Genomic DNA, 26,334 nt, shown 5'->3' on the forward strand with positions numbered 1-26,334 from the left:
GCCGTGCCGCAGCCTAGCATTGGTAGCGCTACCATAGGAGGGGTTATGGAGCTTTCGCGTCGACAGGCGCTTGGCGGTCTTGCCGCAACCGTGGGAGCGGGCGCTACGCAGGTTGCTGCCGCGCCATCCGATCGCTCAAATTCGCTCGACGCCTTGGCTCGCCGGAGCAATCGCCGGTTCGGCTCCGCAGTGGCGTGGGGACCGCCAGGCGCCGATCGCGGAAGCTACGCCAACCCGCTCTACGCGGCGATCCTGCAGCGGGAATGCGAGCTGCTCGTCCCGGAAAACGAGCTCAAGTGGCAGTGGACTCGGCCGGGGCCGGACCAGTTCAACTTCCGCGAGTTCGATGCGATCGCGGACTATGCTGAACGCCACGACTTCAGATTGCGCGGTCACACGCTCTTTTGGACGCCCGAGAAATGGTATCCAAAGTGGCTCGCGAACTATGATTTCGGACCGCAGCCACGCGCTTCAGCCGAAGCGCTGCTAACCAAGCATGTGCAGACCGTCTGCCAGCGCTACGGTAAGCGGATCTATTCATACGACGTCGTGAACGAGGCGGTGCGGCCGGAGACCGGCGAGATCCGCGATACGAACGTCACGCGTGCGATCGGTAAAGAAGCGTTTCTCGATTTGATGTTCCACACGGCCCGGACCGAGGCTCCGCAAGCGCAGCTTGTCTACAACGATTACATGAGCTGGGAGCGGAACGGGGAAGACGAAACGCACATCCGCGGCGTGCTTAAGCTGCTCGAAGGGTTCCGCAAACGCGGCACGCCCGTTGATGCGCTCGGCATTCAATCGCATATTCGTTTGCTGAAAGACCAGCCTGTCGCCGAGACGGTTCGGGAGTCGGAAGGTCCGTGGCGGCGCTTCATGGATGAGGTGGTCGGCATGGGGTACCAGTTGCTGATCACCGAGTTCGACGTGAACGATCGGATGGCACCGACCGCGATCGGACCGCGCGACCGGATGGTTGCCGATTACGGCAAAGCTTATTTCGACGTGATGCTGAGCTACCCGCAACTCGGCGACATCCTGGCGTGGGGAATGGTCGACCGATACAGTTGGCTCGAAGGTTTTGATCCGAGAGCGGACAAGCAGCCCAAGCGCGGAACGCCATATGATGCTGGCTTCAAGCCGAAGCCGCTGCGCCAGTCCATGGCTCAAGCCTTCTCCGAAGCGCGGAGCCGTCATGCGTAAGTGGATCGCTGCGCTCGCGATGTTTGCGGCGACTGCTTCTGCGGAGGCCAGGCAGGCCCCTGCATATTTCGACTGGTTCGAATATCGCGGCGATGACGGACTGCGGAAACCCGCGGCGGGCGAATATGCGAACCCGATTCTGCAGGGTTTCTACCCGGACCCGAGCATTGTTCGCGTCCGCGAGGACTATTACCTCGTCAATTCGACGTTCGCCTGGTTCCCCGGGATGCCGATCTTCCATAGCCGGGATCTCGTAAACTGGACTCAAATCGGCAATGCGATCGACCGGACGGATCAGCTCAACTTCGACAAGATGACGATGTGGCAGGGGCTCTATGCGCCCGACATCAGCTTTCACGACGGCACCTTCTACATCGTCAACACATGCGTCGGCTGCGGCGGCAATTTCGTCATCACCGCGAAGCGACCGGAAGGTCCCTGGTCGAAGCCGGTCTTTCTACCGAAGGTCGATGGCATCGATGCGTCGCTCTACTTCGACGACGATGGTACTTCCTGGCTGGTTCACAACGGGCCGCCCGCAGGGAAACCTCGCTATGAGGGGCACACGGCCATCTGGCTGGAGCAGTTCGATGCCAAGAACCTAGCGACCTTTGGCAAGCCCCGGGTGCTTGTCGACGGAGGCGTTCATCCCGAGCAGAAGCCCATCTGGATCGAAGGGCCTCACATCTTCAAGAAGGATGGCCATTACTACCTCATCGCCGCCGAAGGCGGCACGGAGCAGGGCCACTCCGAAGTCGTGTTCCGCAGCGACAAGGTGACTGGCCCCTATGCACCGCTCACCAGCCATCCGATCCTCACGCAGCGCGATCTGCCGAAGGACCGACCGCGCCCGATCACCTCGACCGGCCATGCCAAGTTCGTCGAAACGCCGACGGGAGAGTGGTGGGCGGTGTTCCTTGGTGTCCGCCCTTATGATGCGGCAGGTAATTTCAACACGGGGCGCGAGACATTCATGATGCCGGTTCATTGGAGCGACGGCCGGCCGCGCATCACCGAGCCGGGCGAAGTCGTGCCATGGACCGTGCCGGCGCCGAAGCTCGCACAAACAGCGAAGCCCAACGTGCCGACAACCGGTGATTTCACCCTGCGGGAGGAATTCAACGCCCCCAAGCTCGCGCCTTATTGGATGATGCTCCGCAATCGGGCAGGGCAATGGTGGAAGATTGACAGGGGATCGTTGCAGCTTGAACCACGCAGCGTCGGACTCGGCGACCTCGGCAATCCCTCATTTTTGGCGCGCCGGCAGCAGCATCTGAATGCGACGGCAACTACGGTCGTGCGTTTCGCGCCGTTCAACGACGCCGCGGAGGCGGGCATCGTTTCTTACCAGAACGATGAACATTGGTACTTCCTCGCCGTTGGGCGGAAGGACGGAAAGGCGGTCGTCCGTCTGCGCCGGCGCAACAATGATGCGGTTGATGGAGCGATCATGGCCGAGGCTGCCTTGCCTATCGCTTCCAGCACCCAACTCCGCATCAATGCGCGCGGTGGAGCTTACGATTTCTTGTGGAGCACCGACGGCCGCCATTGGCAGACGCTGGTGAAAGGAGCGGACGGAACGATGTTGAGCCCTCCGAAAGCTGGCGGATTCGTCGGATCGGTGTTCGGCCTGTATGCGCACGGGGGAAAAGACGCCCAATGATCCCCGAACAATATCTCCCTGATCCCCAGCGTTATGACGGCCGCATGCCCTACCGGCGATGCGGGCACAGTGGCCTCGATCTGCCGGCGATCTCGCTCGGGATGTGGCACAATTTCGGAGGTATCGACGTGTTCGAGACCGGCCGCGCCGTGCTGCGCCGGGCGTTCGATCTCGGTGTTACCCACTTCGATTTAGCGAACAATTATGGCCCACCATACGGATCGGCGGAGGAAAATTTCGGCCGCGTCTTCGCAGCGGATTTCCGGCAGTACCGTGATGAGCTGATCATCTCGACCAAGGCCGGTTACGACATGTGGCCGGGGCCCTACGGCGACGGTGGATCGCGCAAGTATCTGCTTGCCAGCCTTGATCAAAGCCTCAAGCGGATGGGCCTCGATTACGTCGATATCTTCTACTCGCACCGGGTCGATCCCTCGACCCCGCTAGAGGAGACGATGGGCGCGCTCGCGCATGCGCACCGGCAGGGGAAGGCGCTCTACGTCGGCATTTCGTCTTATTCGGCAGAGCTCACCCAACGCGCACACGACATTCTCAGGGCCGAGGGCGTGCCATTGCTCATCCATCAGCCGTCATACTCGCTGGTCAATCGCTGGATCGAGGAGTCGCTTCTCGACACACTCGGCGAATTGGGCGTCGGTTGCATTGCTTTTTCCCCACTCGCTCAGGGCCTGCTCACCAACAAATATCTTAACGGCGTACCTGAGGATGCGAGGGCGGCGCGCGCGGGTTCGTTCTCGCGCGATTTCCTGAACGAGCAGAATTTGGCGCACGTCCGGGCGCTCGACGACCTTGCGAAGGAGAGGGGACAAACCCTGGCGCAGATGGCGATCGCCTGGGTGCTCCGCGATGAACGCGTAACTTCGGCACTGATCGGTGCGCGCAACGTGAAGCAGCTCGAGGATTCGCTGGCGGCGGTTCAGAACCTGTCATTCAATCCCGAAGAGCTCGACCGGATCGACCGCTGCGCAACGGATGCCGGCATCGATATCTGGAAGGCTTCGGCGTCGATCGAGGCTACCGAGTGAAGCGCTGGGCCTGGGCTGTCGCGGCGCTTCTATCCGGGACTTCGGCTAACGCCCAACCGCCGCTGGAAATCGCCCTCACGATCGACGACTTGCCAGTCCATGCGCCTTACCCGCCCGGAGTAACGCCGCAGCAGATCGGCGATCAGATGGTTGCCGCACTCAAGGCCGCTCACGTGCCGGTGACCGGGTTCGTGAACGCCGTTAGGGTCGAGGAAGAGCCCGGAAGCGAAGTCGTGCTCGACCGCTGGCACTCCGCCGGAGCGGTGCTCGGCAATCACGGTTGGGCGCATCGGCACCTCAGCGAAATGAGCATTGCCGAATTCGAACAGGAGTTGGTGAGGAACGAGGCGGCATTGGTGAAACGCGGCACGGGCAGCGATTGGCGCTGGTTCCGGTATCCCTTCCTCGACGAGGGCAAGGATACCGAACAGCGGGCCGCAGCGCGTAAGGTGCTGTTGGCTCACGGCTATCGTGTCGCCGCGGTAACAACGGGCTTTTCCGACTGGGCCTGGACCCCGGCTTACGCGCGTTGCACGACCAAGCATGATGCGGCCGGCGTCGCCAAGCTTGAGCAGCTGTACGTTGCGGCAGTGAAGCGCAGCATCGCGGACGATCGCCAAACTGCCAAGCTGCTCTATGGTCGCGACATCCCTTACGTGCTTCTGATGCACGTCAGTGCGATGAGCGCACACATGATGCCTCAGGTGCTTCAAATATATCGCGATGCAGGCTTCCGCTTCGTCTCGCTGGCCGACGCTGAGCGTCATCCGGTGTACCGCGCCTATACAGACCTGAAGCTTCCCGCGCCGCCATCGCCTTGGGAACTTGCAAAACAGAAGGGGGCGAAACTGCCACCGCCCTCCGATTATTCGACCGAGCTGAACGCGATCTGCACCTAGATCGAACCGGTAGGAATGCCGTCGATCCAGCTTTCCTCAACTTCGATTCCGTCGTTCAGCAGCACGAGGTTTGCACGATAGCCGGGCGCGATCCTGCCGAGTTCATGATCTAGACCGAGGAACGCCGCCGGATTGGTGCTTGCCATCGCTACTGCATCGGCCAGCGAGAGACCCAGGAGATCGACGGAATTTCGGACGGCGCTCGCCATGTCGAGGTCCGAGCCCGCGATCGTACCGTCGGCGTTGGTACATTTGCCGTCGACGACCGAGATCGGCTGATTGTTGAGCATGAAGCTCTTGCGTCCTCCGACGCTCGGCATCGCATCGGTGACCAGCATGAAACGTTGCAAGGTCGCGGCGTGCATGGCGAGCTTCAGGACACGTGGATCGACGTGATGGCCGTCGACGATAATCCCGCACCAGCTGTCGCTGCCGAGCGCGGCGCCCACGACTCCCGGTTCTCGGGGCGTGATCTGCGACATGGCATTGAAAAGGTGCGTGAAGCCACGAAGGCCGTTTCGCAGCGCTTCTTCGATCTGGCTCGCCGTCGCGTTGGTGTGCCCTGCCGAGACCAGCACGCCCGCTTCGGTCAGCTCCCGGATCGCTATCTCTGGAGCTTTCTCTGGCGCGAGGGTGACGACTGTTTTTCCGTCGATCGGCCGGCTGAGGAGCGCGATTTCCGCGTCGGTGATCGTGCGGATTTTTGCTGCGTCGTGAATGCCTTTGCGCTCGACGTTGAGGAACGGGCCTTCGATATGCACGCCAAGAACGCCCGGCACGCGTCGTTCAATCGCTTCCCGAACTGCGTTTATCGCGGCTTCGATTTTGCCGGCATCGTCGCTGATCAGCGTCGGGAGAAAGCCAGTCGTGCCGAACCGTCGGTGAGCCGCGCCGATGGCGGCGATCGTCTGGACGCTCGGGTCGTCGTTGAAGAGCCGGTCGCCGCCTCCGTTAACCTGCGTATCGATGAACCCCGGAACGAGGCTTCGCCCACCAAGGTCGATTCGCTGCGCGTGGGAGGGGATGTCCTCGTCAGGCACGAGCGCCGCGATCTGGCCATCCTCGATCAAGACGGCACGACCGGTGGCGAATTCGCTGTCGATGAGCACGCATCCATTGACCAGCGCGTCGGCCATCACAGAGTCTCCGTTACCTTCTGAAGGTGGGGCGGGCTGTCCGGGTTCAGTCCACGTGCCAACGCCAGCGCATTGGCCGCACGGTAGAAGCTCTGGATTTGGAGGATCGGCTCGAGCAGTGGCGAGCCCTCAGCGACAGGTAGCGAAGTCGCTCCGGCGGCCTGTCCGCCTGCGAGGAAGACGCGAGCACCACGCTCGACCAGAGCCGAAGCAGATTCGCTCACCGTAGCGGCAGTGCGATCGGCCTGATTGAATACGAGCGCGGGGAAGCCGTGCCGAACGAGCGCCATCGGGCCGTGCTGCACTTCCGCCGTGCTGAACGCCTCCGCATGAAGCTGCGAAGTCTCCTTGAGTTTCAGGGCCGCTTCCTGTGCGACGCCCAGGCCTAGGCCACGGCCGAGCACGTATAGGTCCGACGCATCCGTGAGCGCCTTGACGAGAGGGGACCAATCGAGCGACCAGGCCCGGCGCAAATGTCCGGGCAGGTCATTGAGCTCCGACGCCAACTGACGATCCTCACTCCATTCGGCGACGATCCGAGCGATTGCTGACAGCGAGGTGATGAACGACTTGGTTGCTGCGACGCTTCGTTCCTGACCGGCAGACAGACCGTAAACCTCATCGGCTATGTCGCAGAGCGGCGACGAAATGTCGTTGACCAACGCGAGCACCCAGGCACCCGCTTCTTGCAGGCTTGCGACGGTCGAAAGCAGGTCCGGGCTTTTGCCGGACTGTGAGATGGCAATGCAGACGGCCCCGTCTGCCCGCAGCGACGATGAGTAGACCGATGCGACCGAGGGTGCGGCCGATGCAACCGGCACGCCGATGCGAGTTTCGATCGCATACTTCGCATAAGTCGCTGCGTGGTCGGAGCTACCTCGCGCACAGGTGATGACTACGGGCGGCGACCGCCTCCGTAACTCTGCTCCAATGCGCTTCAGAATGGCGTCGGATTGCTCTTGCCGAGCAACCGCATCGGGCGCCTCCGACGCCTCGCGGAACATGTTCGTCGATTGATCCACCGGCGTCACTATTGACGCACGCTAACGATGTGGGATGGTCGCACAATGGCAAAGTTTGCACGCGCGCATGCGACGAGTGGCGGTCGATGAATGAAGTCACACTCGCCGCCCCGATGGCGGGGTGGCTGATGAGCGTTCGCGAGGTTCCCGATCCAGTCTTTTCCGAAGAGATGATGGGCATCGGTTTCGCCATCGATCCGATCGAAGGACGAGTGTCCTCGCCTTGCGCCGCCGAAGTGCTGCTCGTCGCACCGACGAACCACTCGGTGACGTTGCGCACTGATAGCGGGGCGGAACTGTTGATCCATGTGGGGCTCGAGACGGTGGCGCTTGGCGGGCGTGGATTTCGGGCAGAGGTTCGCGAGGGCGACCGGGTCGCGGCGGGCGACTTGCTGATCGCCTTCGATCTCGATGCTGTCGCGCTGGAAGCCAAGAGCCTCGCAACGCCGATCATTCTTACGAACGCGAGTGATTTCCGGCTGTCCTTCGCAAGCGTTGATCGGATGATCGATGAGGGAGAGGCCATCGCAACGATCGAGCATCTCAACGGCGCGACGCATGAGCACGTTACCAGCGGCGAAGCGCGGAGCGTCGAGAGTGAGGTTGCATTCGCGCACGGCCTCCACGCCAGGCCGGCGGCACGAATTGCGGACGTGGCGAAGCGTCACTCGAGCGAGATCACGATCAGCGCCAACCGAAAAACCGCCAGTGCACGATCCCCGGTCGCGATGATGGCTTTGAATGTGCAGCATGGCGACCGCGTGACTCTGACAGCGACAGGGCCTGACAGCGAAACCGCGCTTCAAGAGATTGCGGACCTTCTCGCGGCCGGCGAGCCGGTCGACCAACTCACGGGCGCTCCTGCTGCCATAACAACGAAGGTGCTGGCCGATAACGAGATCGCGGGCGTTTGCGCGGTTCCGGGCGTGGCGGTCGGACAGGCCGTTCGCTGGACCCGCCAGACAAACCAGATCCCGGAGCAGGGGAAAGGCATCGAGACGGAGAGCGCTCTTCTCAGCGATGCCATCGCTCAGGTGCAAGCCGAGCTCAAAGCGACTGCCGCGAACATCGATGGAGCTGGAGGGGAAATAGCCAATGCCCATATCGCGCTGCTCGACGACGAAGATCTACGGCGCGCAGCCTCGGCAGAAATCGATGTTGGAAAGAGCGCGGGCTTCGCTTGGTCTGCGGCAACGTCGAGTGCGGCGGAGAGCCTGCGCAAAACCGGTAATCCACGGATGCAGGAACGCATTGCAGACCTGCAAGACGTCGGCGCGCAGGTGCTTCGTGCGCTGACCGGGGGCGACGCAGCGGCGGCACTTCGATTGCCGGAAGACGCAATCCTTCTTGCCGAAGATCTCTTGCCGTCGGAGATCCTCGCACTCGATCGTGATCGGCTCGCGGGCATTGCGGTCGAACGGGGTGGCGCGACGTCGCACATGGCGATCATCGCGGGATCGCTAGGCGTACCAACATTGGTTGCGGTTGGTGCGGGATTGTCACGCATCGAAAATGGCACCCGGCTCCTGCTCGACGCAGGTGCCGGCAAGCTTGTGATTGATCCAGCGGAAGACGTGGCGGAGCGCGCGATAGCCAGGTTCCGCTCGGCTCAGGTCGCAACCGGCGATTGCCGCACGCGGGATGGGCAGGCTGTCACATTACTAGCGAACCTCGGAGGTCTAAACGAGGTCGACGGCGCCATCGCCGCCGGTGCTCAGGGCTGCGGTTTGCTGCGGACGGAGTTTCTATTCCTTGACCGCTCCGAAGCTCCGTCCAGCGAAGAGCAGGCCGCAACATACCAGTCGATTGCCGACGCGCTTGGCGGGCGCCCTCTCACGATCCGAACGCTGGACATTGGCGGGGACAAGCCGGTGCCGTTCATCGACTTTGGACATGAGGAAAATCCGGCGCTCGGCGCCCGCGGCGTTCGGACAAACCTGATCCGCCCCGAACTGCTCGACGATCAGTTAGAAGCCATCGCACGGGTTCGAAGTGACGCGCTGAAGGTCATGATCCCGATGGTCTCATCGGTCGAGGAGCTTCGGTCCGTTCGCGGGCGCTTGCCAAAGCCGATCAAGCTCGGCGCTATGGTCGAAACGCCGGCGGCGGCGGTGATCGCAGACGGCTTGGCGAAAGAGGCGGACTTCCTCTCAATCGGCACCAACGATCTCGCTCAATATACGCTCGCGATGGATCGGACGAATGCGCTGCTGGCGCCGTCGATCGACGCACTGCACCCCGCGGTCTTGCGACTGATCGCGATGACCGCCGAGGCAGGTAAACGAGCGGGCGTACCCGTGAGCGTTTGCGGAAACCTCGCGTCCGATCCTGCAGGTGCGTTGCTGCTGATCGGCTTCGGTATCTTCGAACTGTCGGCTGTGCCTGCCGCGTTTCGGTTAGTCCGACATGCGATCGCGCAAGTCTCGTCCGAAGAATGTCGCCAACTCGCCGAGCAAGCGGTGCAGCTCGAAACGGGCGCGCAGGTTCGGGCGCTCGTGGCTGAAATGCTGGACGGCCGAGATCAGGGAGCAGGTGAATGAGTCGCCTCAAAGTAGAGAGCCTGCAACCGCTGGGCCGGGCGCTCATGCTGCCCATCGCGGTGCTTCCGATTGCTGGCATGCTGCTTCGCTTGGGTCAGCCAGACCTGCTCAACGTCGCGTTCATTGCGGCGGCGGGCGACGCGATCTTCTCGCACCTCGGCTTGTTGTTCGCGATCGGCGTTGCAGTCGGCCTGGCGCGTGAGAACCACGGTGCTGCCGGACTTGCAGGGGCGGTCTGCTTTTTCGTGCTGACCGAAGGCGCGAAAGCATTGCTGGTCGTCACGCCCGATGTAACAGCAGCCTTCACGGATCAGGCTGCTCGCGATCTCGCCGTTGCGGCGTGGAAGACGAAGCAGCTCGACAAGCTCAGCGTTCCTGCCGGCATCTTGTCGGGTGTCACAGCCGGCTTCCTCTACAACCGTTTCAGCGACATCAAGCTACCGGAATATCTCGCATTTTTCGGTGGCAGGCGTTTCGTCCCGATTGCCGCTGGCGGCGCCGGCCTCATCGGCGCGGTCCTATTCGGTCTCGGCTTCCCTGTCCTCGAAGGTGCGATTGACCAGCTTAGCCGCTGGGTGGTGGCTGCAGGGCCGTTCGGCCTCTTCATCTACGGCGTGCTGAACCGGTTGCTGATCGTCACCGGGCTCCACCACATCCTCAACAACATCGCCTGGTTCATCATCGGCGACTACAACGGCGTCACGGGCGACCTGAAGCGTTTCTTCGCGGGCGACAAGACAGCCGGAGCCTTCATGGCCGGCTTCTTCCCGATCATGATGTTCGGACTGCCCGCGGCATGCCTCGCCATGTATCGCTCGGCGTTGCCGGAACGGCGCAAGGCAGTCGGCGGCATGCTTTCGTCGCTGGCGCTCACGTCGTTCCTGACGGGCGTGACGGAACCGATCGAGTTCAGCTTCATGTTTCTGGCGCCGGCCCTGTACGTCGTCCACGCCGTCCTGACCGGCGTCAGCATGGTCGTCATGAACCTGCTGGGCGTGAAGCTAGGCTTCGGCTTCTCCGCCGGCCTGTTCGACTATGTGCTCGGCTACGGGATATCGACCAAGCCGCTGCTGCTGATCCCCGTCGGCCTCGTCTATTTTGCCGTCTATTACTTCGCCTTTCGCTGGTGCATCGAGCGCTTCGACCTCAAGACACCCGGTCGCGAGGCTGTCGAACAAACCGCGACGGTCAAACCGATCGAAACCGGCAGTCGAGGAGGAGATTTCGTCCTGGCCCTCGGTGGAGGGGACAACCTCCGTACTGTGGACGCCTGCATGACGCGGCTGCGGCTGACGCTGGCCGATCCGAGCAAGATCGACGAAGCGCGGCTCAAACAGCTGGGAGCTAAGGGGATCGTTCGGCCGGGCGGCGATTCAGTTCAGGTGGTACTTGGCCCGGTAGCGGATCAGGTCGCCGGCGAGATTCGCGCCAGCCTGCACGGCGAGGTAGTACCTGCAGTCGGTCGAGATTGGATCGACGCACTGGGCGGTCGCACGAACATCGAGGACCTGCAGCAGCGCTCCACGCGGCTCGTAATGCGTCTGCGCGACGGCGGCGATGTCGACGAGGCGGCGCTCAAGAAGCTCGGCGCGCGCGCGGTGACGACCTCCGAGGGTGGACGTGTGCACCTGTTGCTGGATGAGCCGACCGCAACTTACGTCGCCTCAGCATTCGCGGGGGCTTAAGGCGCGGCAACTTGAACGACGCGACTGGACCGACGCCCATCATAGGATCGTGTCCGCAGCTCAACTTTCCCACTGACACGCACCGGTTCGCGATATGTTTGCCAGGCCCCGCCAGCTGAGCGGAACTCGATCTGCTGGTCGGGTAATTCGCTGTTCGCTTCGAGCTTGCCGTTGACCACGCGCGCTCCGGGAGGAGCGATGCGATAGAAGACGCCGGCCGCATCGAGTTGTCGCAGGTGCTGAGGCAGCTTCGCAGCGAAGTCGTTCCAGCTGGCGGTCAGTTTCTTCGGATCAACCTGGCCGTCGCCGTAGGCGTAGCTCGCGCCGGGGCGATATGCCGGTTCGAAGTCCGCGCGATGCCAAGACCGCTCGGCAAAGGCGAGGAGGCGAGGGAAGAGCATGTAGTTGGCGAGATCGTCGCTTCGCACGGTCTCGCTCCACAGCTGCGCCTGGGCCCCGGCTATTCTCACGTCCGGCTTCAGCGGTTCCGAGTCCGCAATCTTCGTCGGCTTGTTCTGGATATCCTTCATCACCGATGCATTCGCTGGAAGGTTCTCCGGCAGGAAGCTGAAAACCTTGAAGGTGTCGGTGCCACGCGACGGCCAATCGTAGCCGCGCTCGAGCGGGTCGGGGGTATACGGGATATCGAGGTAGAGGACGTTCGGGACGCCGAGCACTGTGCGCCAGCCCCGGTTTGCGTGGCGGTGGGCTTCCGCGGAAGCGGCAGTGAACAGGTCGCTCCAAATGTTCGACTGAACCTGCGCCGGCATCTCCTTGGGATCGACATGGCTGATCCCGTCGCTCCAGCCCGCAACTTCGATGCCCTTGCTCGCCAGGTCCTTCGATACACGCTCGATGAACATGGGGCCAAGCTGTGCGGCAGTACGTCCAGTCTTGGTCATCAGCGCCTTGCAGGCCGGTGAGGCGGTCCACGCACCAGCCGTTTCGTCCGCGCCGATGTGATAGGTCTTGAGCGGCGTCCCAGCGGCGGCGTGCAACGCTTTAAGCTCATCGATCACCACATCGATGAAGCGATAGGTGCTGTCGAGACAGACGTTCAGCGTGTTGTCGTTATAGTTCTGGATGCTTCGATATTCCGTCTTGTCGGCGGGTTCGACGAGGCGGAACTCTTCGGCGTCCGCCCGTCGACCCGCGGCCGTCAGCTTACGGTATCGCGCTTCCATCGAACGAATTGCGGCGCGCGAATGTCCGGGCATGTCGAAGGAGGGGATGACTTCGATCCCGCGATCCTTCGCTGCGTTGAGGATCTCTAGATAGTCGGCCTGACTGAGATAGCCGTTCACGGCCGCGTTTCGGTCGGGACCGGCTCCAAGCTGCGGCAGAAGACATTGCGTCTCTGACGGATCGTAGCAGCGGTAGGCACCGACCTCAGTGAGTTCCGGCAAGCGCTTGATCTGCAGCCGCCAGCCTTCATCGTCGCCAAGGTGAAGGTGCAATTTGTTGAGCTTGTAGCGACCCATCTGATCGATGAGCTTCAGCACTTCCGCCTTGCTGTGAAAGTTGCGCGCCAGGTCGACGTGCAAACCTCGGAAAGCAAAGCGCGGTTGGTCCCCGATAATGACCGGCTTCAAATGCCCGCCTTGTTGAGCGGACAGCTGCGCGAGCGATTGTAGAGCGTAGCGCGCTCCCGAGACGTCAGCGGCCGTGATCTCGATCGAGTCATTCTGTGCGGTCAGACGGTATGACTCGGCCAGCATTGAAGAGGAGAGGTTGAGGCGAATCTTATTGCCGCCGGCGCTTTCGCGCAGACCGCTGGCGGCCAGGTCGCGAAGCGGCGCGGCGAGGGTGGAACGGTCAATCCCGCTCAGCTGCAGTTGAGCGCCTTTGCTCAGATCGATCGATGCACCTTGCAGCTTCTTAACTTCAACGGGCGTCGGGATGATCGCAACTCCCGAAGCCGCGCCTGAGGCTGCTCGCGACGAGTAGAGGTCGAACGCGCGTTCGGGAGTAAGCCAGCGCGTCTCGTCGCCGGGTGTCGCCGTGGCGAGCCGTGCTTCATCGGTCATCGGAGCAACAAATGGCAGAATCTCGAGTCCGCTGTCGCGATCGATCACTGGCCTGGTCGCAGCGATCACACGCGGCGCGAGATTGCCGGACACCAGAAACATGTTCGGCATCGGATAATAAGCAGAGAAGAAATGCCCCTGCGACCACAGCTTGATGGTGTAGGTCTTTCCCGGCTGCAGGCGCACACCGGGACGAGGCTCGAGCACATGAAGATCGCCGTTGATCAGGCGGACGGTAAACTGATCGCTATCGATGTCGATGACCGGGCTGACTGACCCGAAATAAAGCTTGAAGTCGCCTGCCGCGAGTTCATTCGCCAAGGCGTCAGGCATGCGCAGGTCGAGTTGCGACAGAAAGCATCCATTCGCCTGCTTGGGACACGTCGCCGGCCGATTGTCGACGATGTTCAGCCGCACGCCCATACCGTTTGCAAATGAGTCGAGCTGACGCTGCGTTGTCGCCGTGGCGGGTGAGACGGCAGCAGACGCAACGAGCAACGCAACAACCACTCTCGACAACATCGTAAATCCCCCCTCGAACCACCGTTCGTGTCATGCAGAGACGTACCGGTCAACGTGCCCATATTGCGCCGTTGAAAGGGTCGGCTAGGCTGCAGCAATGCGCGCTCTGCACATGTTGGCCACCGCTGCACTTCTGACCGTGTCACCAGCTCGCGCTGAACCGGTTGCGATCGGCTATCTGCCCGCCTTCAAGGGCTTTGCGGATGTCCTGCAACGTGCAGACCTGCGGCATTACACGCACGTCGATCTGGCCTTTGCAAACCCTGATCCAACGGGCGACTTCGTCAACGGAGACGCTTTGGCTTGCTCTCCAGCTGGAGGTGGCCTGATGGTATCCGGCGACGATCTTCGCGCGTTGGTCGCCAAGGCTCATCGTGCGAACGCCAAAGTTCTGGTTTCGGTTGGCGGCGGAACAATCCCGCCATGTTCCGGCGATTGGGCTGTGCTGGCGAAACCGGAGACCCGGACGAAGTTGGTCAGCGGATTGATCGAGCTCGTTGACCGCTACGGTCTCGACGGCATCGACGTGGACCTCGAAGGCGAGCTCATGACGCGCATGGATCGCGAAGGAAACTATATGCCCTTCGTGCGCGAGCTCAGCGAGGCGCTGCGTGCACGGTCGAAGCTGCTGACCTGCGCGACGGGCTCATATGAAGGGGGAAGGGTGCCAGACGCTTCGCTCCCCTATTTTGATCTTATCGGCATCATGTCCTACGACGCGATCGGTCCGACATGGGGCAAGGCGGGCGACGAGCATGCCAGCTATGAGCAAGCGGAGAAGGACTTGGCCTTCTGGCTGGGAAAAGGCGTGCCCGCTCAGCGCTTGGCCCTCGGCCTACCATTCTACGGACGCGGCTTCGGGCAATTTCGGCCCGGCTGGTCCTTGCATGAAATTGCCGCGGAACATGGCGATCATGTCGTGAAGTCCGACGTCGTCGGCCAGCGATGTGCCGGCTGCGATTACATCACGTTCAACGGCCTGCCGACCCTCGAACGAAAGGCTCGCCTTGCCGGCGCTTGGGGAGCGGGCGTGATGGTCTGGGAGATCGACGAGGACCTGCCTCACCAGCGCGCCATCCGCAGCGTTCGTGAGGCACTTGCAGAGGGGCGCAAATATGCACGGTAAGGCGGCCGAGACCGAGACCACGGCAACGCATCGACTGGTTTCTCTGGACCTTCTTCGCGGTCTCACCGTGATCGGGATGATCCTCGTCAATCTGATGGCGGGGATCGAATACAAGGGCCCTGTCTATCCGACCTTGCTGCACGAACGCTGGGACGGGCTGCACCTTGCCGACTTGGTCTTTCCTTCATTTCTCTTGATGGTAGGCATCTCGATCCCGTTTTCGATGCGGAACGCCGAGGCCACGCCGGAGGAATATCGACGCATTTTCTGGCGAACGGCGCGGCTGTTGCTGCTCGGCTGGCTGCTGTCGAACATGTGGTGGTTCATGAAGTTCAGCTCGGGGAGTTGGCGGCTGTTCGGGGTGCTGCAGCGGATCGGCCTGGTCTATTGCGCCTGCGCGCTGATGTTCCTGTGGCTGAAGCCGCGAACCCGTCTGATTGTCGCTGCGGCGATCCTGCTGCTCTATTGGCCGCTCACCCTAATTCCCGCGCTCGACGGACTGCCGAACGACATCTGGCTGAGGGGGCACAACTTCGTCGGATCGGTCGATCGTGTGCTGCTGGGCGCCGGAGGGCACAATTATGTGAAGGGGCCCGACGGTTACGATCCCGAAGGTTTGCTCGGCACACTCCCCGCGATTGCTCAGGGGCTCATCGGCATTGCGATCGGGGAGTATCTGTTGCGCGGTAGCGACCGGGCTCGGCTGAAGAGATTAGCGCTGGTTGGCGCGGCGATGCTCGTCGCCGGTGTCGCCTGGGGCCTCGTGTTCCCAATCATCAAGGACATCTGGTCCAGCACATTTGTGCTCGCGACATCCGGCATCGCTACGCTCGCGCTCGTCGGCCTCAGCTTCCTGTTCAACGGCAAGCCGCTGACCAGCTGGCGCTATGCCGTTGGCCTTCTAGTCCTGCCATTCGGCGTAAACGCGATCGCCGCTTACGTGCTGCACGAGGTGAGCGGGAGCATGATGGGCTGGGATCTTTTCCTCCAGCCCTACAATGCGGTCCGGCCGGTGGTCGGATCGGAGCTCGCTGCCTTCATTCCCGTCGGCATGAGCATCGCCTTCATCTGGGCGTGCATGTTCTACCTGTGGCGCAAAAACTGGCTAATCCGCATCTAGCGGACGGTCAGCGTTGCGCTCTTGAGGTCGACCGAGTTCGAGCCCGCTGAGATCGTAAATGTACCCGGCTCGACGACGCGCTTTTTCTGAGCATTCCAAAGCGCAAGATCGTCGGGCTTCAGCTCGAACCGAACCGTTCGCTTCTCCCCTGGAGCGAGCGTGACGCGGCGGAATCCCTTCAGCTCTAGCAGTGGCCGGGTGACTGAAGATTCGTCGTCGCGGACATAGAGCTGAACCACCTCGTCGCCCGCGCGAGCGCCGGTGTTGGCGACGTCCACGTCGACTTGCGCCGGCTGACCGGCTGCAATATTCGGCGTGACGATACGCGGCGCGGATACGTTGAAGCTCGTGTAACTGAGCCCGTAGCCGAATGGATAAAGCGGTGCGGTGGTGTCGAAGAGGTAGCCCCGCCGAGCCGACGGCTTGCGGTTGTAATAGACCGGCAGCTGCCCGACCGAGCGCGGGATGGTGACCGGCAGCTTGCCGCCAGGATTGACCTTGCCGAACAGAACGTCGGCAACTCCGTGCCCGGTCTCCTGGCCGAGGTACCAGCCCTCGAGTAGGGCGGGCGATTTCGCGGCGAGATAGTTCACCGACAGCGGCCGCCCGTTCAGCAGCATCACGATCGTCGGCTTGTTCAGCGCGAGAATGGCGCGGGCGAGATCTTCCTGCTGCCCAATCAAATCGAGCGAGGAACGGTCGCCAAGGTGATTATCCGCCCAGGCTTCGCGACTGGTCTGCTCGTTGTCGCCGAGCACCATGACGATCACGTCGGCTTTGCGAGCGGTCTGGACGGCTTCGGCGATGAGCTTGCGATTCACGGACGTCGGAACGAGCTTGACCTCGTCGCAGGACCAGCAGCGCGCTTCGGTGATCCGCACTCCCTCCGCATAGTCCACGGCGAAGCGGCCTTTTCCTGTCTCCTGCATGCCTTCAAGCACGCTGACGACATGCTTCGGAACATCACTATAGCCGCCGATCGGTGTGTCACGCGCATGCGTCCCGATCACCGCCATCCGCCGGATGTTCGAAGCGTTCAGTGGAAGAAGCTGTTTCTCGTTCTTCAACAGGACGATGGCTTTGCCAGCGGCCTCGCGTGCGAGCGAGACCGCGTCCGGAGTGGCCGTTTTCGCTTCGGCGGTCGCCGGGTCCGGATAGGGATTGTCGAACAGTCCGCTCTCGAACTTAAGCCGGAGCACTCGACGCACCGCCTCGTCTACCAACGCCTGCGGCACACGGCCGGACCGAACCAACTCCGGTAGATGGACGTAACCCTCCGGATCTGGAGTCTCGACGTCCACACCAGACTTGATCGCGCGTTCGGCTGCGTCCGTGGCATTCCCGAACATCTTGTGCCGCGTCATCAGCTCACGGATGCCGTAGTAATCGCTGACGACCGCGCCCTGATATTTCCATTCGCCGCGCAGAACGTCGTTAAGCAGCCACGAGTTGGCATGCGACGGGATGCCGTCGATCTCGTTGTAGGACGCCATCACCGACTGGATCGGGAACGCCTCGATGGCGCGTTCGAACGGCGGGAAGAAATCGGTTCGCAGCAGGCGCTCACCCAGATCCGCCGGTCCGACGTTGGTCCCATTCTCCGGCTGCCCATGTCCGGTGAAATGCTTGAGCGTTACGAGCACTCGCTCCTGCCCGAGGGGCAGGGTGGTTCCCTGGAAGCCGCGGATAGCAGCGAGCCCGATCTGGCTGACCAGATATGGATCTTCGCCGTAAGTCTCCTCGATGCGGCCCCAGCGCGGGTCGCGCGCTACGTCGACAACAGGCGCGAGCGCCAGGAACGCTCCGCGCGCACGCATCTCCCGGGACGCAACGGAGAACACGCGCGTGACAAGCTCCGGATCCCATGTGCTGGCCAGACCGATCGCTTGCGGAAAGCTCGTTGCTCCTCGCGCCACATAGCCGTGCAGCGCTTCTTCATGCATCAGGATCGGGATGCCAAGCCGCGTCCGCTCGACCGCCCAATGCTGCGCAGCATTCACATATTCTGCAGTGTCGCGCGCATCGCGATTTTCGCCTGCCGATGCACCCGCGGCATTATTCGAAGCTGCAACTCCACGTTTGTCTGAGGGGCGAGCAAAGCCGCCGATGCCGCTTGGAAACGCCTGCGACGCTTTCTCGGGGGAGAATTGTCCGGCGGCCGTCTGAACCTTGCTCTTCTGCTCCCAGATCGTCAGCAGCTGCGCGACCTTCTCATCGAGGGTCATGCGCGAAAGAAGGTCCTCGACGCGCCGGTTCACCGGCTGAAGTGAGTCTTTGTAAACCGGCTGCTGTTGCGGCTGTGCATATGCCGCCGACGTGATGCCCAGGATGATTGCAGCCGCGACCGGCCAGCGAATTACCGTCACACCTTCTCCCCTCATGCGATGGTAGCGCTAACGTAGCCGTGTCTTTGCCGCGGTCAACGCACTTCATTTGCATTGATGCCGCTCGTCTCGTAGCCAGCGGGCAAGGGGTGTGCATGGCAAGACCGAGCCGTCGAGGACGGGGAGCAATCACGATCGAGGACGTCGCGCGCGCTGCCGGCGTCTCTGCTATGACCGTGTCACGCGTGATCAACCACGGCCGGAACGTCCGCGATTCCACGCGCGAGGCGGTGCTCGAGGCAATCGAGAAGCTGAACTATTCGCCCAACACAGCGGCTCGCAGTTTGGCGGCGGGTGAGGCCGCGCATATTGGCTTGCTCTACGCCAACCCGAGCGCTGGCTATCTCTCGCAGTTCCTTATTGGTGCGCTGCACGCCGCGAGGAGCGCGGGCGTGCACTTGGTGATCGAATCCTGCGAGTCCGAAGATGCAGACGAGCAAGCGGACGTCACGCGCCGCTTCGCGACCAGCGATGTAGAGGGCGTCGTGCTACCTCCGCCGCTATCCGAGTCTCAGCCGATCCTCGCTGAATTGAGCGCGATGCAGATCCCCGTCGTCACCGTGGCTATGGGCGCCCCCAACGACGAGAGCCTCAACGTCCGGATCGACGATCATGCCGCGGCGATGGAGATGACGCGATACCTGCTGGAGCTCGGTCATCGCGAGTTCGGCTTCATCAAGGGCCATCCCAACCATGTTGCGAGCCACGACCGGTTTCGTGGCTTCTGCGACGCGCTAACTGAGGCTGGCCTGGATCCCGCCAAGGCTGCCGTGGAGCAGGGTTATTTCAGTTACCGGTCCGGACTGCTTGCCGGCGATCGCATCCTGTCTTTGGATAAGCCGCCGACCGCGATTTTCGCCAGTAATGACGACATGGCCGCTGCCACGGTCAGCGTTGCGCATCGGCGCGGCCTCGACGTTCCGGATGATCTGAGCATCGTTGGTTTCGACGACACGGCTTTGGCGACCAGCGTCTGGCCCGAACTAACGACCGTGAAGCAGCCCATTTCAGCAATGGCGGAAGCCGCGCTCGAGCTGTTAATCGCTGACCTTCGCCGCCGGCGGGCGGGAGGTCCACGGAAGGCCGCCGAGCGGGTGCTGAGCCACGCTTTGATCATTCGGGAATCGTCGGGACCGCCAGCTGATAAGTCTGCAGCAACTTGAGGCGTTGCGCGGCGTGATTTTGACGTGTTACCGCTAACAGGTGCCGAGTCCGGCGCATGGGGAGAGGTAAATGCTAGACACGAGTTCGCAGCGCGCGAACATGGGCTTCATCGGCGCCATTGTTGCCGTCGCCACCATAGGCGGTTTCCTGTTCGGTTATGACAGTGGCGCGGTCAACGGAACGCAGGACGGACTGACACAGGCTTTCGGCCTGGTCAAAGGTAGTTGGTCACCCAGCAATGGCCTCGGATTCACCGTCGCGTCACTGCTGATCGGCTGCTTTATCGGCGCCTTTTTCGCGGGCCGGCTCGCTGACCTGATGGGCCGCCGGAATACCATGATGCTCGCCGCGGCACTCTTCCTCGTCGGGGCGCTAGTCCAAGGTGCGGCGTCGTCGCACTTGATCTTCCTCATTGCACGTATCTGTGGCGGTATGGCCGTTGGTGCGGCGAGCGTGCTCTCCCCAGCCTACATTTCGGAAGTGGCTCCAGCTGAAATCCGTGGACGTCTTACGACTGTTCAGCAGATCATGATCATCACCGGTCTCACGGCCGCGTTCGTCGTGAACTACTTCCTGGCTCGCAGCGCCGGCGTCTCTACGGCGACCTTCTGGGGCGGCATCGAAGCATGGCGCTGGATGTACCTGATGCAGGCCATCCCGGCCGCGATCTTCCTGGTCGCGCTGTTCCTCATTCCTGAAAGCCCCCGCTACCTCGTCTCAAAGGGGCGAACCGATCGCGCGACGGGTGTGCTGACCAGCCTTTTCGGTGCGGACGTGGCCCGCTCGAAGCTTGACGAGATTCGCGCCACGTTCAGCGAGGATCACCGGCCGCGGCTCAGCGACATCAAAGGCAACGGCCTCCTTGGAATCCGTCCGATCGTCTGGACCGGAATCATGCTGGCGTCGTTCCAGCAGTTCGTCGGCATCAACGTTATCTTTTATTATGGCGCGACCCTGTGGCAGCTTGCCGGGTTCACGGAAGACCAGTCGCTGCTGATCAACATCGTCTCGGGCGCGGTCTCAATCGCGGCCTGTTTCGCGACCATCGCGGTCATCGATAAGATCGGCCGCAAGCCGCTGCTGTTGATTGGCTCTGCAGGCATGGCCGTCACCCTGTTCGCGATGGTCTACGCCTTCAGCCATGGATCGCTCGACGCGTCGGGTAACCTCGTCTTGTCGCGTGAACTCGGTCTGATCGCGGTGGTTGCAGCGAACCTCTACGTCATCTTCTTCAATTTCAGCTGGGGCCCCGTGATGTGGGTCATGCTGGGCGAGATGTTCCCGAACCAGATCCGCGGATCGGCACTCGCCGTGTCCGGCTTCGTCCAGTGGTTCGCGAACTTCCTGATCTCGTTCAGCTTCCCGGTCATGGCCGCAAAGCTGGGGCTGACGATCAGCTACACCTTCTACGCCGTGTGCGCGGTGATCAGCTTCTTCCTGGTGCAGAAGCTGGTGCACGAAACGCGCGGCAAGGAACTGGAGCAGATGGAAGGCTAAGACGCGTGGGCGAACGCATTCCCGCCCGTCCGTTCCGATCGCGCGAGTGGTTCGCCGCTCCAGGCCGTAGCGACATGGCCGCGCTCTATATCGAGCGCTTCATGAACTACGGCCTGACGCGCGAGGAGCTGCGTTCCGGCAAGCCCATCATCGGCATCGCCCAGTCGGGTTCGGACATCGCTCCGTGTAACCGCATCCACCTGGAGCTGGTCCACCGGATCAAGGAAGGCATTCGCGATGCAGGCGGGATTCCGATGGAGTTCCCGCTCCATCCGATCTTCGAAAATTGCCGACGTCCGACGGCGGCGCTCGACCGTAATCTTGCGTACCTCGGCTTAGTCGAGATCCTCAACGGCTATCCGATCGATGCGGTCGTCCTAACAACGGGTTGCGACAAGACGACGCCATCCTCGATCATGGCAGCGGCGACGGTCGATATCCCCGCAATCACACTGAACGGCGGACCCATGCTCGACGGCTGGCATGAAGGCGAGCTGGTCGGGTCGGGGACTGTAATCTGGCGTTCGCGAAGGCTGCTTGGTGCGGGCGAGATCGACGAAGAAGAATTCATGCGTCGCGCGACCGATTCGGCGCCGTCGCCGGGCCATTGCAATACGATGGGTACGGCCTCGACGATGAACGCCATCTCAGAGGCCCTCGGCATGTCGCTGCCGGGAAATGCGGCGATACCAGCCCCGTATCGCGAGCGTGGACAGATGGCCTATCGGACCGGCCAGCGGATCGTCGACATGGCCTACGAAGACTTGCGCCCGTCAAACATCCTGACCCGCGAAGCCTTCCTCAACGCGATCCGAGTCAATGCTGCTATCGGGGGCTCAACCAACGCCCAGCCGCACATCGTGGCGATGGCCCGGCACGCAGGCGTTGAGATCACGCCGCAGGACTGGATTGAGCAAGGCTATGACCTGCCGCTGCTCGTGAACATGCAGCCTGCAGGGAAGTACCTCAGCGAACGCTTCCATCGCGCAGGCGGCGTTCCTGCCGTGATGTGGGAGTTGCTTCAGGCAGGCAGGCTCGATGGAAATGCGCTGACCTGCACGGGACGCACACAGGCAGAGAATCTCGAAGATCGCGAAACGACGGACCGGGAAGTGGTGTTCCCGTTCGATGCGCCGCTTAAGGAGACTGCCGGCTTCCTCGTGCTGCGCGGCAATCTGTTCGACTTCGCGATCATGAAGACGAGCGTCATCTCGGACGAGTTCCGTCAACGCTATCTCTCGCGGCCGGGGAATGAAGGGGTGTTCGAAGCCCGCGCAATCGTGTTCGATGGCTCGGACGACTATCACCACCGCATCAACGATCCGTCGCTCAACATCGATGAGAATTGCATCCTCGTGATCCGCGGCAGCGGGCCTATCGGCTGGCCGGGCTCAGCGGAGGTCGTGAACATGCAGCCGCCCGATGCTTTGCTTCAGCGCGGGATTCAGAGCCTGCCGACGCTTGGCGATGGCCGGCAGTCCGGCACCTCCGACAGTCCCTCGATCCTCAATGCATCACCGGAGAGCGCGGTGGGTGGAGGCCTTTCATGGCTTCGCACGGGCGACATGATCCGCATCGATCTCAACACGGGCAGGTGCGATGCCTTGGTGGGCGAGGACGAGATTGCACGGCGGAAGACTGAAGCGCCGCCGCCGATCCCAACAAGCAACACCCCGTGGGAAGAACTCTACCGCGAGAAAACTGGACAGCTGTCGACGGGAGCGGTCCTAGAATTTGCGGTCAAGTATCGCGGCACCTCGGCGAAGGTGCCGCGGCACAATCACTGAACCGGAATTTCGAACACCGGAACCGGTAGCAAGTCGGCGTCGTAGAGGTTCACGATCGGATAATCGGCCCAGGCATAGCGAATACGTTGGATGGGCAGATTGTCATTGGCGATTTCCACGGAATCACCCCGCACGTGCGCCGACGCATAGCGGCAGCTTCCCGGCGTCGACCCGCATAGTTCGATGGCATTCACCGTTGCGCCGCTCAATATTTGCAGGGGCTTGGTGAAGCGAAGCACGATGGTGTTTGGATTGCGTGTCGCCGCGATGGGAGACGCTCCGACTTTTCCGCTAGTATCGCCGTAGACAAGCAAGCGCGCCGCCAGTGCGAGTCGTCGGCCGACTTCCTGTTTGTTCGCCGGGTGAATGTCGGCTGGCTCACCGAGGTCGATGGCGCTTGCGAGCGCCGTGCGTGGATCGCGCTCGACCGCAAGCCTTTGTTCGTTGATCAGCGCGGCCCAACTGCTCTCGGTGGGCTTCGAGGATGTGGATCCCCAACCGGCAAGTCCGACGATCAGGAATGGAAGTTTGGGGTCGCCGAATTGGCTCCGCCAGTTGGCCATCCAGGCGGCCAGGCGCTTGTCGTAGCCGGGGTGATCGACATCAGCCTCCCCTTGATACCAGGCCACGCCCTTAAGGCCGAGAGCGCCGAGGGGTGCGACCATGGCGTTGTAGATTGTGGAGACGCCCGAGGAGTTCCCCCATGGCGGGACGGGCGGCATGCCGACAGCGTCGGCAATGCGAGCATATTGCCAGCCGGTGCTCAGCGGCTTGCTGTGCCCGTCGGCGAAGGTGAGCTGCAGCGCATCCGCAGGTCCCATCAGGCCGCCGGGCCCCCAAAGATCACGCACGTATACGACGATCTCGTTGGGGCCCGAGCGGAGCACGCCCGGAGGCAACTTGTAATTGCGGGGGGACACCGGGTCGCTGCTCCCGCCCACGGGCACGCCGTTGACAAAGCTCTCATCCATGTCGTCGATCACGCCTAGCGAAAGCGTCGCGAACTGCGCCGCCTCCGCGGCAGTCAGGGAGACCGTCCGACGCGCCCAGACGGACCCGTCATAGGACGGCCAGTCGCCGCCCCAATCGCTCCAATTTCCGATCCGCGGCACTTGCTTCCATGTGATGCCGTCGGGTGCGTGCCACGGCTCATGGCCGGCCTTGTCGCCGGTGCGAGCGCGCCACCAATCTTCCCACTGGCGCCCGAACTGACGTAGCGCTTCGGCTTCGTTGCGCCGGTACAGGTCGAGCTGGTCCGCCGCCGCAGCATTACCGCTGTTGCGAGCAGCAGCTTCACTCATCCAGGCACGGATGGGGGTGCCGCCCCAAGTGTCGTCGATCGCACCGATCGGCACCTTCTGCGTCTTTCGCAGGTCTCGCACCATGAAGTAGCAGGCAGCCGAGAATTCGCGCGCCGTGTCCGGTGTCGAACGCTGCCACGCTGGTGCTTTGCCAAAGACCGTATCGGGTGAGTTTGACAGCTGCTTCTCGACCTTCATCAGGCGAAGGTCGTCGTCTGCCGCCGATTGCACTTCCCCATCGCCGTTGAGCGCTCGGCGAAGCGGATATTCCATGTTCGACTGGCCCGAGCAGAGCCAGACGTCGCCGATGGCGATGTCCGTCGCGGCTGTCGCGCCATTCACTGTAATCGTATGAGATCCACCGCTCGCGGTGAGGGCAGGGAAGGTGGCTTGCCAGCGTCCCGCCGCATCCGCAGCGACCGTTCGAGTCTGTCCCGCAAAGCTGATGGTCAGCCGCTCACCCGCCGAGGCTGAACCGCTTAGATGCACCGGCTTGCCGCGTTGAATCACCGCATGATCGCCGAATTGCGGATCGATTGTGGGAGCGGCCGATGCGCCTGACGCGAGCAGCCCTAGAAGGATCAAAGTCGAACGAGCGGACATGGCACTCCTGAAACATCGACATGGAACTCGAACAGGTCGCCGATCTGCGGCTGCTTGGCGATAACCTCCGGGCTCAGCATCTGCCGGGCCGTCGTCGCGAAGGCGGTGCGGAGGTCGGGGCCGCCGAGCGCCATCTTCGTGATGTTTGCGACGGGGAAGCGCACAGTTTCCAGGAGCTCGCCCTTCGGCGAATAGCGCCGTGATTGCCAGCCGCCGTACAGGCTGATCCAGACGCATCCTTCACTGTCGATGTTCGGCCCATCGGGATGACCGTCCTTTGGATCGATTCTAACAAACGGCCGGCGTCCACTGAGCTCTCCGTCACCAATGATGTCGGCAGCTTCGATCGTGCCCTTGAGGGTATCGACGAAATAGAGAATCCGCCCATCCGGCGAGACGGTCGGGCCGTTGGTAATCGTGATGTTGTCGATGGCGGTGCGCACCAATTTGCCGTGAGCGAAACAATAGAAGGCGCCGCTCTTGTCCTTCTCGCCATTGTCCATCGTGCCGAACCAGATGCGACCCTCTGGATCGGTGACTCCGTCGTTCAGTCGGTTGTTAGGTTTGTCAGGCTCAACCTCTACGATCAGCCGGAACGCACCTTTCTGCGGATCGAAGCGATAAAGACCAGACTGCAGTCCAGCGACGAAGCCGCCGTCGTCAGATGGCAGGACGAACCCGACTTGCTCGGGAGAGTCCCAGCTCTTCTTGCTTCCGTCAGCCGGATCGTAGCGGTGGATCTGGTGCTTCTTGATGTCGACGAACCAGAGCGCTCGATCACGTTGATCCCAGACCGGTCCTTCACCGAGTTCCGCTGCCAATGCCCAAGCGACTCTCGGTTCGGTGCTCATTATCTCCACCCTGCATCCACGAAATGCTCGTGACCGGTAATGAGCCTGGCATCGTCAGAAGCCAGGAATGTCACGAGCGCAGCAACGTCCTGCGGAAGGATACGCTGCTTGATGCACTGGGCGCCAACCAATTCGGCTTCGGCTTCGGGCGTGTACCACTGCTCCTGGCGGGGCGTCTTCACATTGCCGGGAACGACGCAGGTCACACGGATATTGTCCTTGCCGAGATCGCGCGCGAGCGATCGCGTCAGGCCTTCGATTGCCGCCTTGCAGGTCTGATAGAGCGGCAGGTCAGGCAGGCCGAGATGCCAGCTGATTGAACCCAGGTTGACGATCGCGCCGCCGCCCTTCGCACGCATGCCCGGCACAACAGCTTGAGCGCAAAAGAATTGGTGCTTGAGGTTCACGTTTAGACGGTTGTCCCAATATTCCTCGGTCACTTCGTCAAGCGTGTGACGATCGTCATTGGCGGCATTGTTGACCAGCACGTCGAAGGCACCGCCCTGTTCGACCAAATCGGCGATGGATTTCGTCGTAGCCGGAACGTCAGTCAGATCGACGCGCTCGAAACGAACCCCCCAATGCTCCGCCAGCTGCGACGATTCCCCGTTCAGGATATCAAGGAAGGTGACGTCGGAGCCTTGTCGCGCAAATGCCTCGACGATTCCGGCACCAATTCCGGAGCCGCCACCCGTAATCAACACCCTCTTGCCGCGCAGGCTCGGATATACCGCCCGCAAATCTTCGCTATCGGCCAA

The 26,334-nt window shown here is 62.2% G+C and carries 18 protein-coding genes; 11 read left to right on the forward strand and 7 right to left on the reverse strand.

Features of this window, described 5'->3' with window-relative positions; all coding sequences use genetic code 11:
• Positions 1-45 precede the first annotated feature (45 nt).
• From AC4GYV_RS04245 to AC4GYV_RS04260, 4 genes are read left to right on the forward strand one after another with little or no spacing between them, the layout of a single operon-like run.
• Positions 46-1,203: an endo-1,4-beta-xylanase gene (locus AC4GYV_RS04245; protein WP_491099413.1), complete on the forward strand. Its 1,158-nt coding sequence runs from the start codon at positions 46-48 to the stop codon at positions 1,201-1,203.
• Entirely contained in the window at positions 1,196-2,866 is a 1,671-nt protein-coding gene (locus AC4GYV_RS04250) for a glycoside hydrolase family 43 protein (RefSeq protein WP_491099414.1), read from the forward strand. The genes AC4GYV_RS04245 and AC4GYV_RS04250 overlap by 8 nt, the downstream gene beginning before the upstream one ends.
• Positions 2,863-3,912: an L-glyceraldehyde 3-phosphate reductase gene (mgrA, locus tag AC4GYV_RS04255; protein ID WP_491099415.1), complete on the forward strand. Its 1,050-nt coding sequence runs from the start codon at positions 2,863-2,865 to the stop codon at positions 3,910-3,912. Before AC4GYV_RS04250 ends, mgrA begins: the two co-directional genes overlap by 4 nt.
• Entirely contained in the window at positions 3,909-4,811 is a 903-nt protein-coding gene (locus AC4GYV_RS04260; protein ID WP_491099416.1) for a polysaccharide deacetylase family protein, read from the forward strand. The genes mgrA and AC4GYV_RS04260 overlap by 4 nt, the downstream gene beginning before the upstream one ends.
• Here AC4GYV_RS04260 and nagA read toward each other — a convergent pair.
• Complete coding sequence (nagA, locus tag AC4GYV_RS04265; RefSeq protein WP_491099417.1) at positions 4,808-5,947, reverse strand: N-acetylglucosamine-6-phosphate deacetylase; 1,140 nt, start codon at positions 5,945-5,947, stop codon at positions 4,808-4,810. The genes AC4GYV_RS04260 and nagA overlap by 4 nt on opposite strands.
• Positions 5,947-6,951 (reverse strand): SIS domain-containing protein, encoded by a 1,005-nt coding sequence (locus AC4GYV_RS04270; RefSeq protein ID WP_491100385.1) that lies wholly within the window; start codon positions 6,949-6,951, stop codon positions 5,947-5,949. Before AC4GYV_RS04270 ends, nagA begins: the two co-directional genes overlap by 1 nt.
• 104 nt (positions 6,952-7,055) lie before the next feature.
• Here AC4GYV_RS04270 and ptsP point away from each other — a divergent pair, with 104 nt between their 5' ends.
• Positions 7,056-9,509 carry a phosphoenolpyruvate--protein phosphotransferase gene (gene ptsP / locus AC4GYV_RS04275; protein ID WP_491099418.1) on the forward strand — a complete coding sequence of 818 codons (2,454 nt, stop codon included), beginning with the start codon at positions 7,056-7,058 and terminating at the stop codon, positions 9,507-9,509.
• Complete coding sequence (gene nagE / locus AC4GYV_RS04280; RefSeq protein WP_491099419.1) at positions 9,506-11,194, forward strand: N-acetylglucosamine-specific PTS transporter subunit IIBC; 1,689 nt, start codon at positions 9,506-9,508, stop codon at positions 11,192-11,194. The genes ptsP and nagE overlap by 4 nt, the downstream gene beginning before the upstream one ends.
• On the opposite strand, the gene AC4GYV_RS04285 is transcribed toward nagE, so the two are convergent.
• The gene (locus tag AC4GYV_RS04285) at positions 11,191-13,743 is read right to left on the reverse strand and encodes a beta-N-acetylhexosaminidase (protein ID WP_491099420.1); all 2,553 of its coding nucleotides are present in this window, start codon (positions 13,741-13,743) and stop codon (positions 11,191-11,193) included. The genes nagE and AC4GYV_RS04285 overlap by 4 nt on opposite strands.
• Before the next feature lie 97 nt (positions 13,744-13,840).
• Between AC4GYV_RS04285 and AC4GYV_RS04290 the strand changes: the two genes are divergently transcribed.
• Entirely contained in the window at positions 13,841-14,869 is a 1,029-nt protein-coding gene (locus AC4GYV_RS04290) for a glycosyl hydrolase family 18 protein (protein ID WP_491099421.1), read from the forward strand.
• Complete coding sequence (locus AC4GYV_RS04295) at positions 14,859-15,989, forward strand: acyltransferase family protein (protein ID WP_491099422.1); 1,131 nt, start codon at positions 14,859-14,861, stop codon at positions 15,987-15,989. Before AC4GYV_RS04290 ends, AC4GYV_RS04295 begins: the two co-directional genes overlap by 11 nt.
• Here the strand turns inward: AC4GYV_RS04295 and AC4GYV_RS04300 are convergent.
• Positions 15,986-18,355, reverse strand: a complete 2,370-nt coding sequence (locus AC4GYV_RS04300) for a glycoside hydrolase family 3 N-terminal domain-containing protein (RefSeq protein ID WP_491099423.1) — start codon at positions 18,353-18,355, stop codon at positions 15,986-15,988. The genes AC4GYV_RS04295 and AC4GYV_RS04300 overlap by 4 nt on opposite strands.
• Positions 18,356-18,468: 113 nt before the next feature.
• On the opposite strand from AC4GYV_RS04300, the gene AC4GYV_RS04305 reads away from it, so the two are divergent.
• From AC4GYV_RS04305 to AC4GYV_RS04315, 3 genes are all read left to right on the forward strand, one after another.
• Positions 18,469-19,536 carry a LacI family DNA-binding transcriptional regulator gene (locus AC4GYV_RS04305; protein WP_491099424.1) on the forward strand — a complete coding sequence of 356 codons (1,068 nt, stop codon included), beginning with the start codon at positions 18,469-18,471 and terminating at the stop codon, positions 19,534-19,536.
• A gap of 70 nt (positions 19,537-19,606) precedes the next feature.
• Positions 19,607-21,034, forward strand: a complete 1,428-nt coding sequence (locus tag AC4GYV_RS04310) for a sugar porter family MFS transporter (protein ID WP_491099425.1) — start codon at positions 19,607-19,609, stop codon at positions 21,032-21,034.
• A gap of 74 nt (positions 21,035-21,108) precedes the next feature.
• Entirely contained in the window at positions 21,109-22,821 is a 1,713-nt protein-coding gene (locus AC4GYV_RS04315) for an IlvD/Edd family dehydratase (protein ID WP_491099426.1), read from the forward strand.
• Here AC4GYV_RS04315 and AC4GYV_RS04320 read toward each other — a convergent pair.
• Genes AC4GYV_RS04320 through xylB form a run of 3 tightly spaced genes read right to left on the reverse strand, consistent with a single transcriptional unit; the run spans position 22,815 to position 26,334 of the window.
• Positions 22,815-24,725, reverse strand: coding sequence for a sialate O-acetylesterase (locus AC4GYV_RS04320; protein WP_491099427.1), 1,911 nt, complete (start codon positions 24,723-24,725; stop codon positions 22,815-22,817). The genes AC4GYV_RS04315 and AC4GYV_RS04320 overlap by 7 nt on opposite strands.
• The gene (locus AC4GYV_RS04325) at positions 24,704-25,576 is read right to left on the reverse strand and encodes an SMP-30/gluconolactonase/LRE family protein (protein WP_491099428.1); all 873 of its coding nucleotides are present in this window, start codon (positions 25,574-25,576) and stop codon (positions 24,704-24,706) included. The genes AC4GYV_RS04320 and AC4GYV_RS04325 overlap by 22 nt, the downstream gene beginning before the upstream one ends.
• Positions 25,576-26,334: a D-xylose 1-dehydrogenase gene (xylB, locus tag AC4GYV_RS04330; protein ID WP_491099429.1), complete on the reverse strand. Its 759-nt coding sequence runs from the start codon at positions 26,332-26,334 to the stop codon at positions 25,576-25,578. The genes AC4GYV_RS04325 and xylB overlap by 1 nt, the downstream gene beginning before the upstream one ends.

This window comes from Sphingomonas sp. SP4, assembly GCF_058313375.1.

Bases quoted from the DNA above. Each gene is read 5' to 3' on its own strand.
- AC4GYV_RS04245 (WP_491099413.1), top strand. From the start codon at position 46: ATGGAGCTTTCGCGTCGACAGGCGCTTGGCGGTCTTGCCGCAACCGTG.
- AC4GYV_RS04250 (WP_491099414.1), top strand. From the start codon at position 1,196: ATGCGTAAGTGGATCGCTGCGCTCGCGATGTTTGCGGCGACTGCTTCT.
- mgrA (WP_491099415.1), top strand. From the start codon at position 2,863: ATGATCCCCGAACAATATCTCCCTGATCCCCAGCGTTATGACGGCCGC.
- nagA (WP_491099417.1), bottom strand. From the start codon at position 5,947: ATGGCCGACGCGCTGGTCAATGGATGCGTGCTCATCGACAGCGAATTC.
- AC4GYV_RS04270 (WP_491100385.1), bottom strand. From the start codon at position 6,951: ATGTTCCGCGAGGCGTCGGAGGCGCCCGATGCGGTTGCTCGGCAAGAG.
- ptsP (WP_491099418.1), top strand. From the start codon at position 7,056: ATGAATGAAGTCACACTCGCCGCCCCGATGGCGGGGTGGCTGATGAGC.
- nagE (WP_491099419.1), top strand. From the start codon at position 9,506: ATGAGTCGCCTCAAAGTAGAGAGCCTGCAACCGCTGGGCCGGGCGCTC.
- AC4GYV_RS04285 (WP_491099420.1), bottom strand. From the start codon at position 13,743: ATGTTGTCGAGAGTGGTTGTTGCGTTGCTCGTTGCGTCTGCTGCCGTC.
- AC4GYV_RS04290 (WP_491099421.1), top strand. From the start codon at position 13,841: ATGCGCGCTCTGCACATGTTGGCCACCGCTGCACTTCTGACCGTGTCA.
- AC4GYV_RS04295 (WP_491099422.1), top strand. From the start codon at position 14,859: ATGCACGGTAAGGCGGCCGAGACCGAGACCACGGCAACGCATCGACTG.
- AC4GYV_RS04305 (WP_491099424.1), top strand. From the start codon at position 18,469: ATGGCAAGACCGAGCCGTCGAGGACGGGGAGCAATCACGATCGAGGAC.
- AC4GYV_RS04310 (WP_491099425.1), top strand. From the start codon at position 19,607: ATGCTAGACACGAGTTCGCAGCGCGCGAACATGGGCTTCATCGGCGCC.
- AC4GYV_RS04315 (WP_491099426.1), top strand. From the start codon at position 21,109: ATGGCCGCGCTCTATATCGAGCGCTTCATGAACTACGGCCTGACGCGC.
- AC4GYV_RS04320 (WP_491099427.1), bottom strand. From the start codon at position 24,725: ATGTCCGCTCGTTCGACTTTGATCCTTCTAGGGCTGCTCGCGTCAGGC.
- AC4GYV_RS04325 (WP_491099428.1), bottom strand. From the start codon at position 25,576: ATGAGCACCGAACCGAGAGTCGCTTGGGCATTGGCAGCGGAACTCGGT.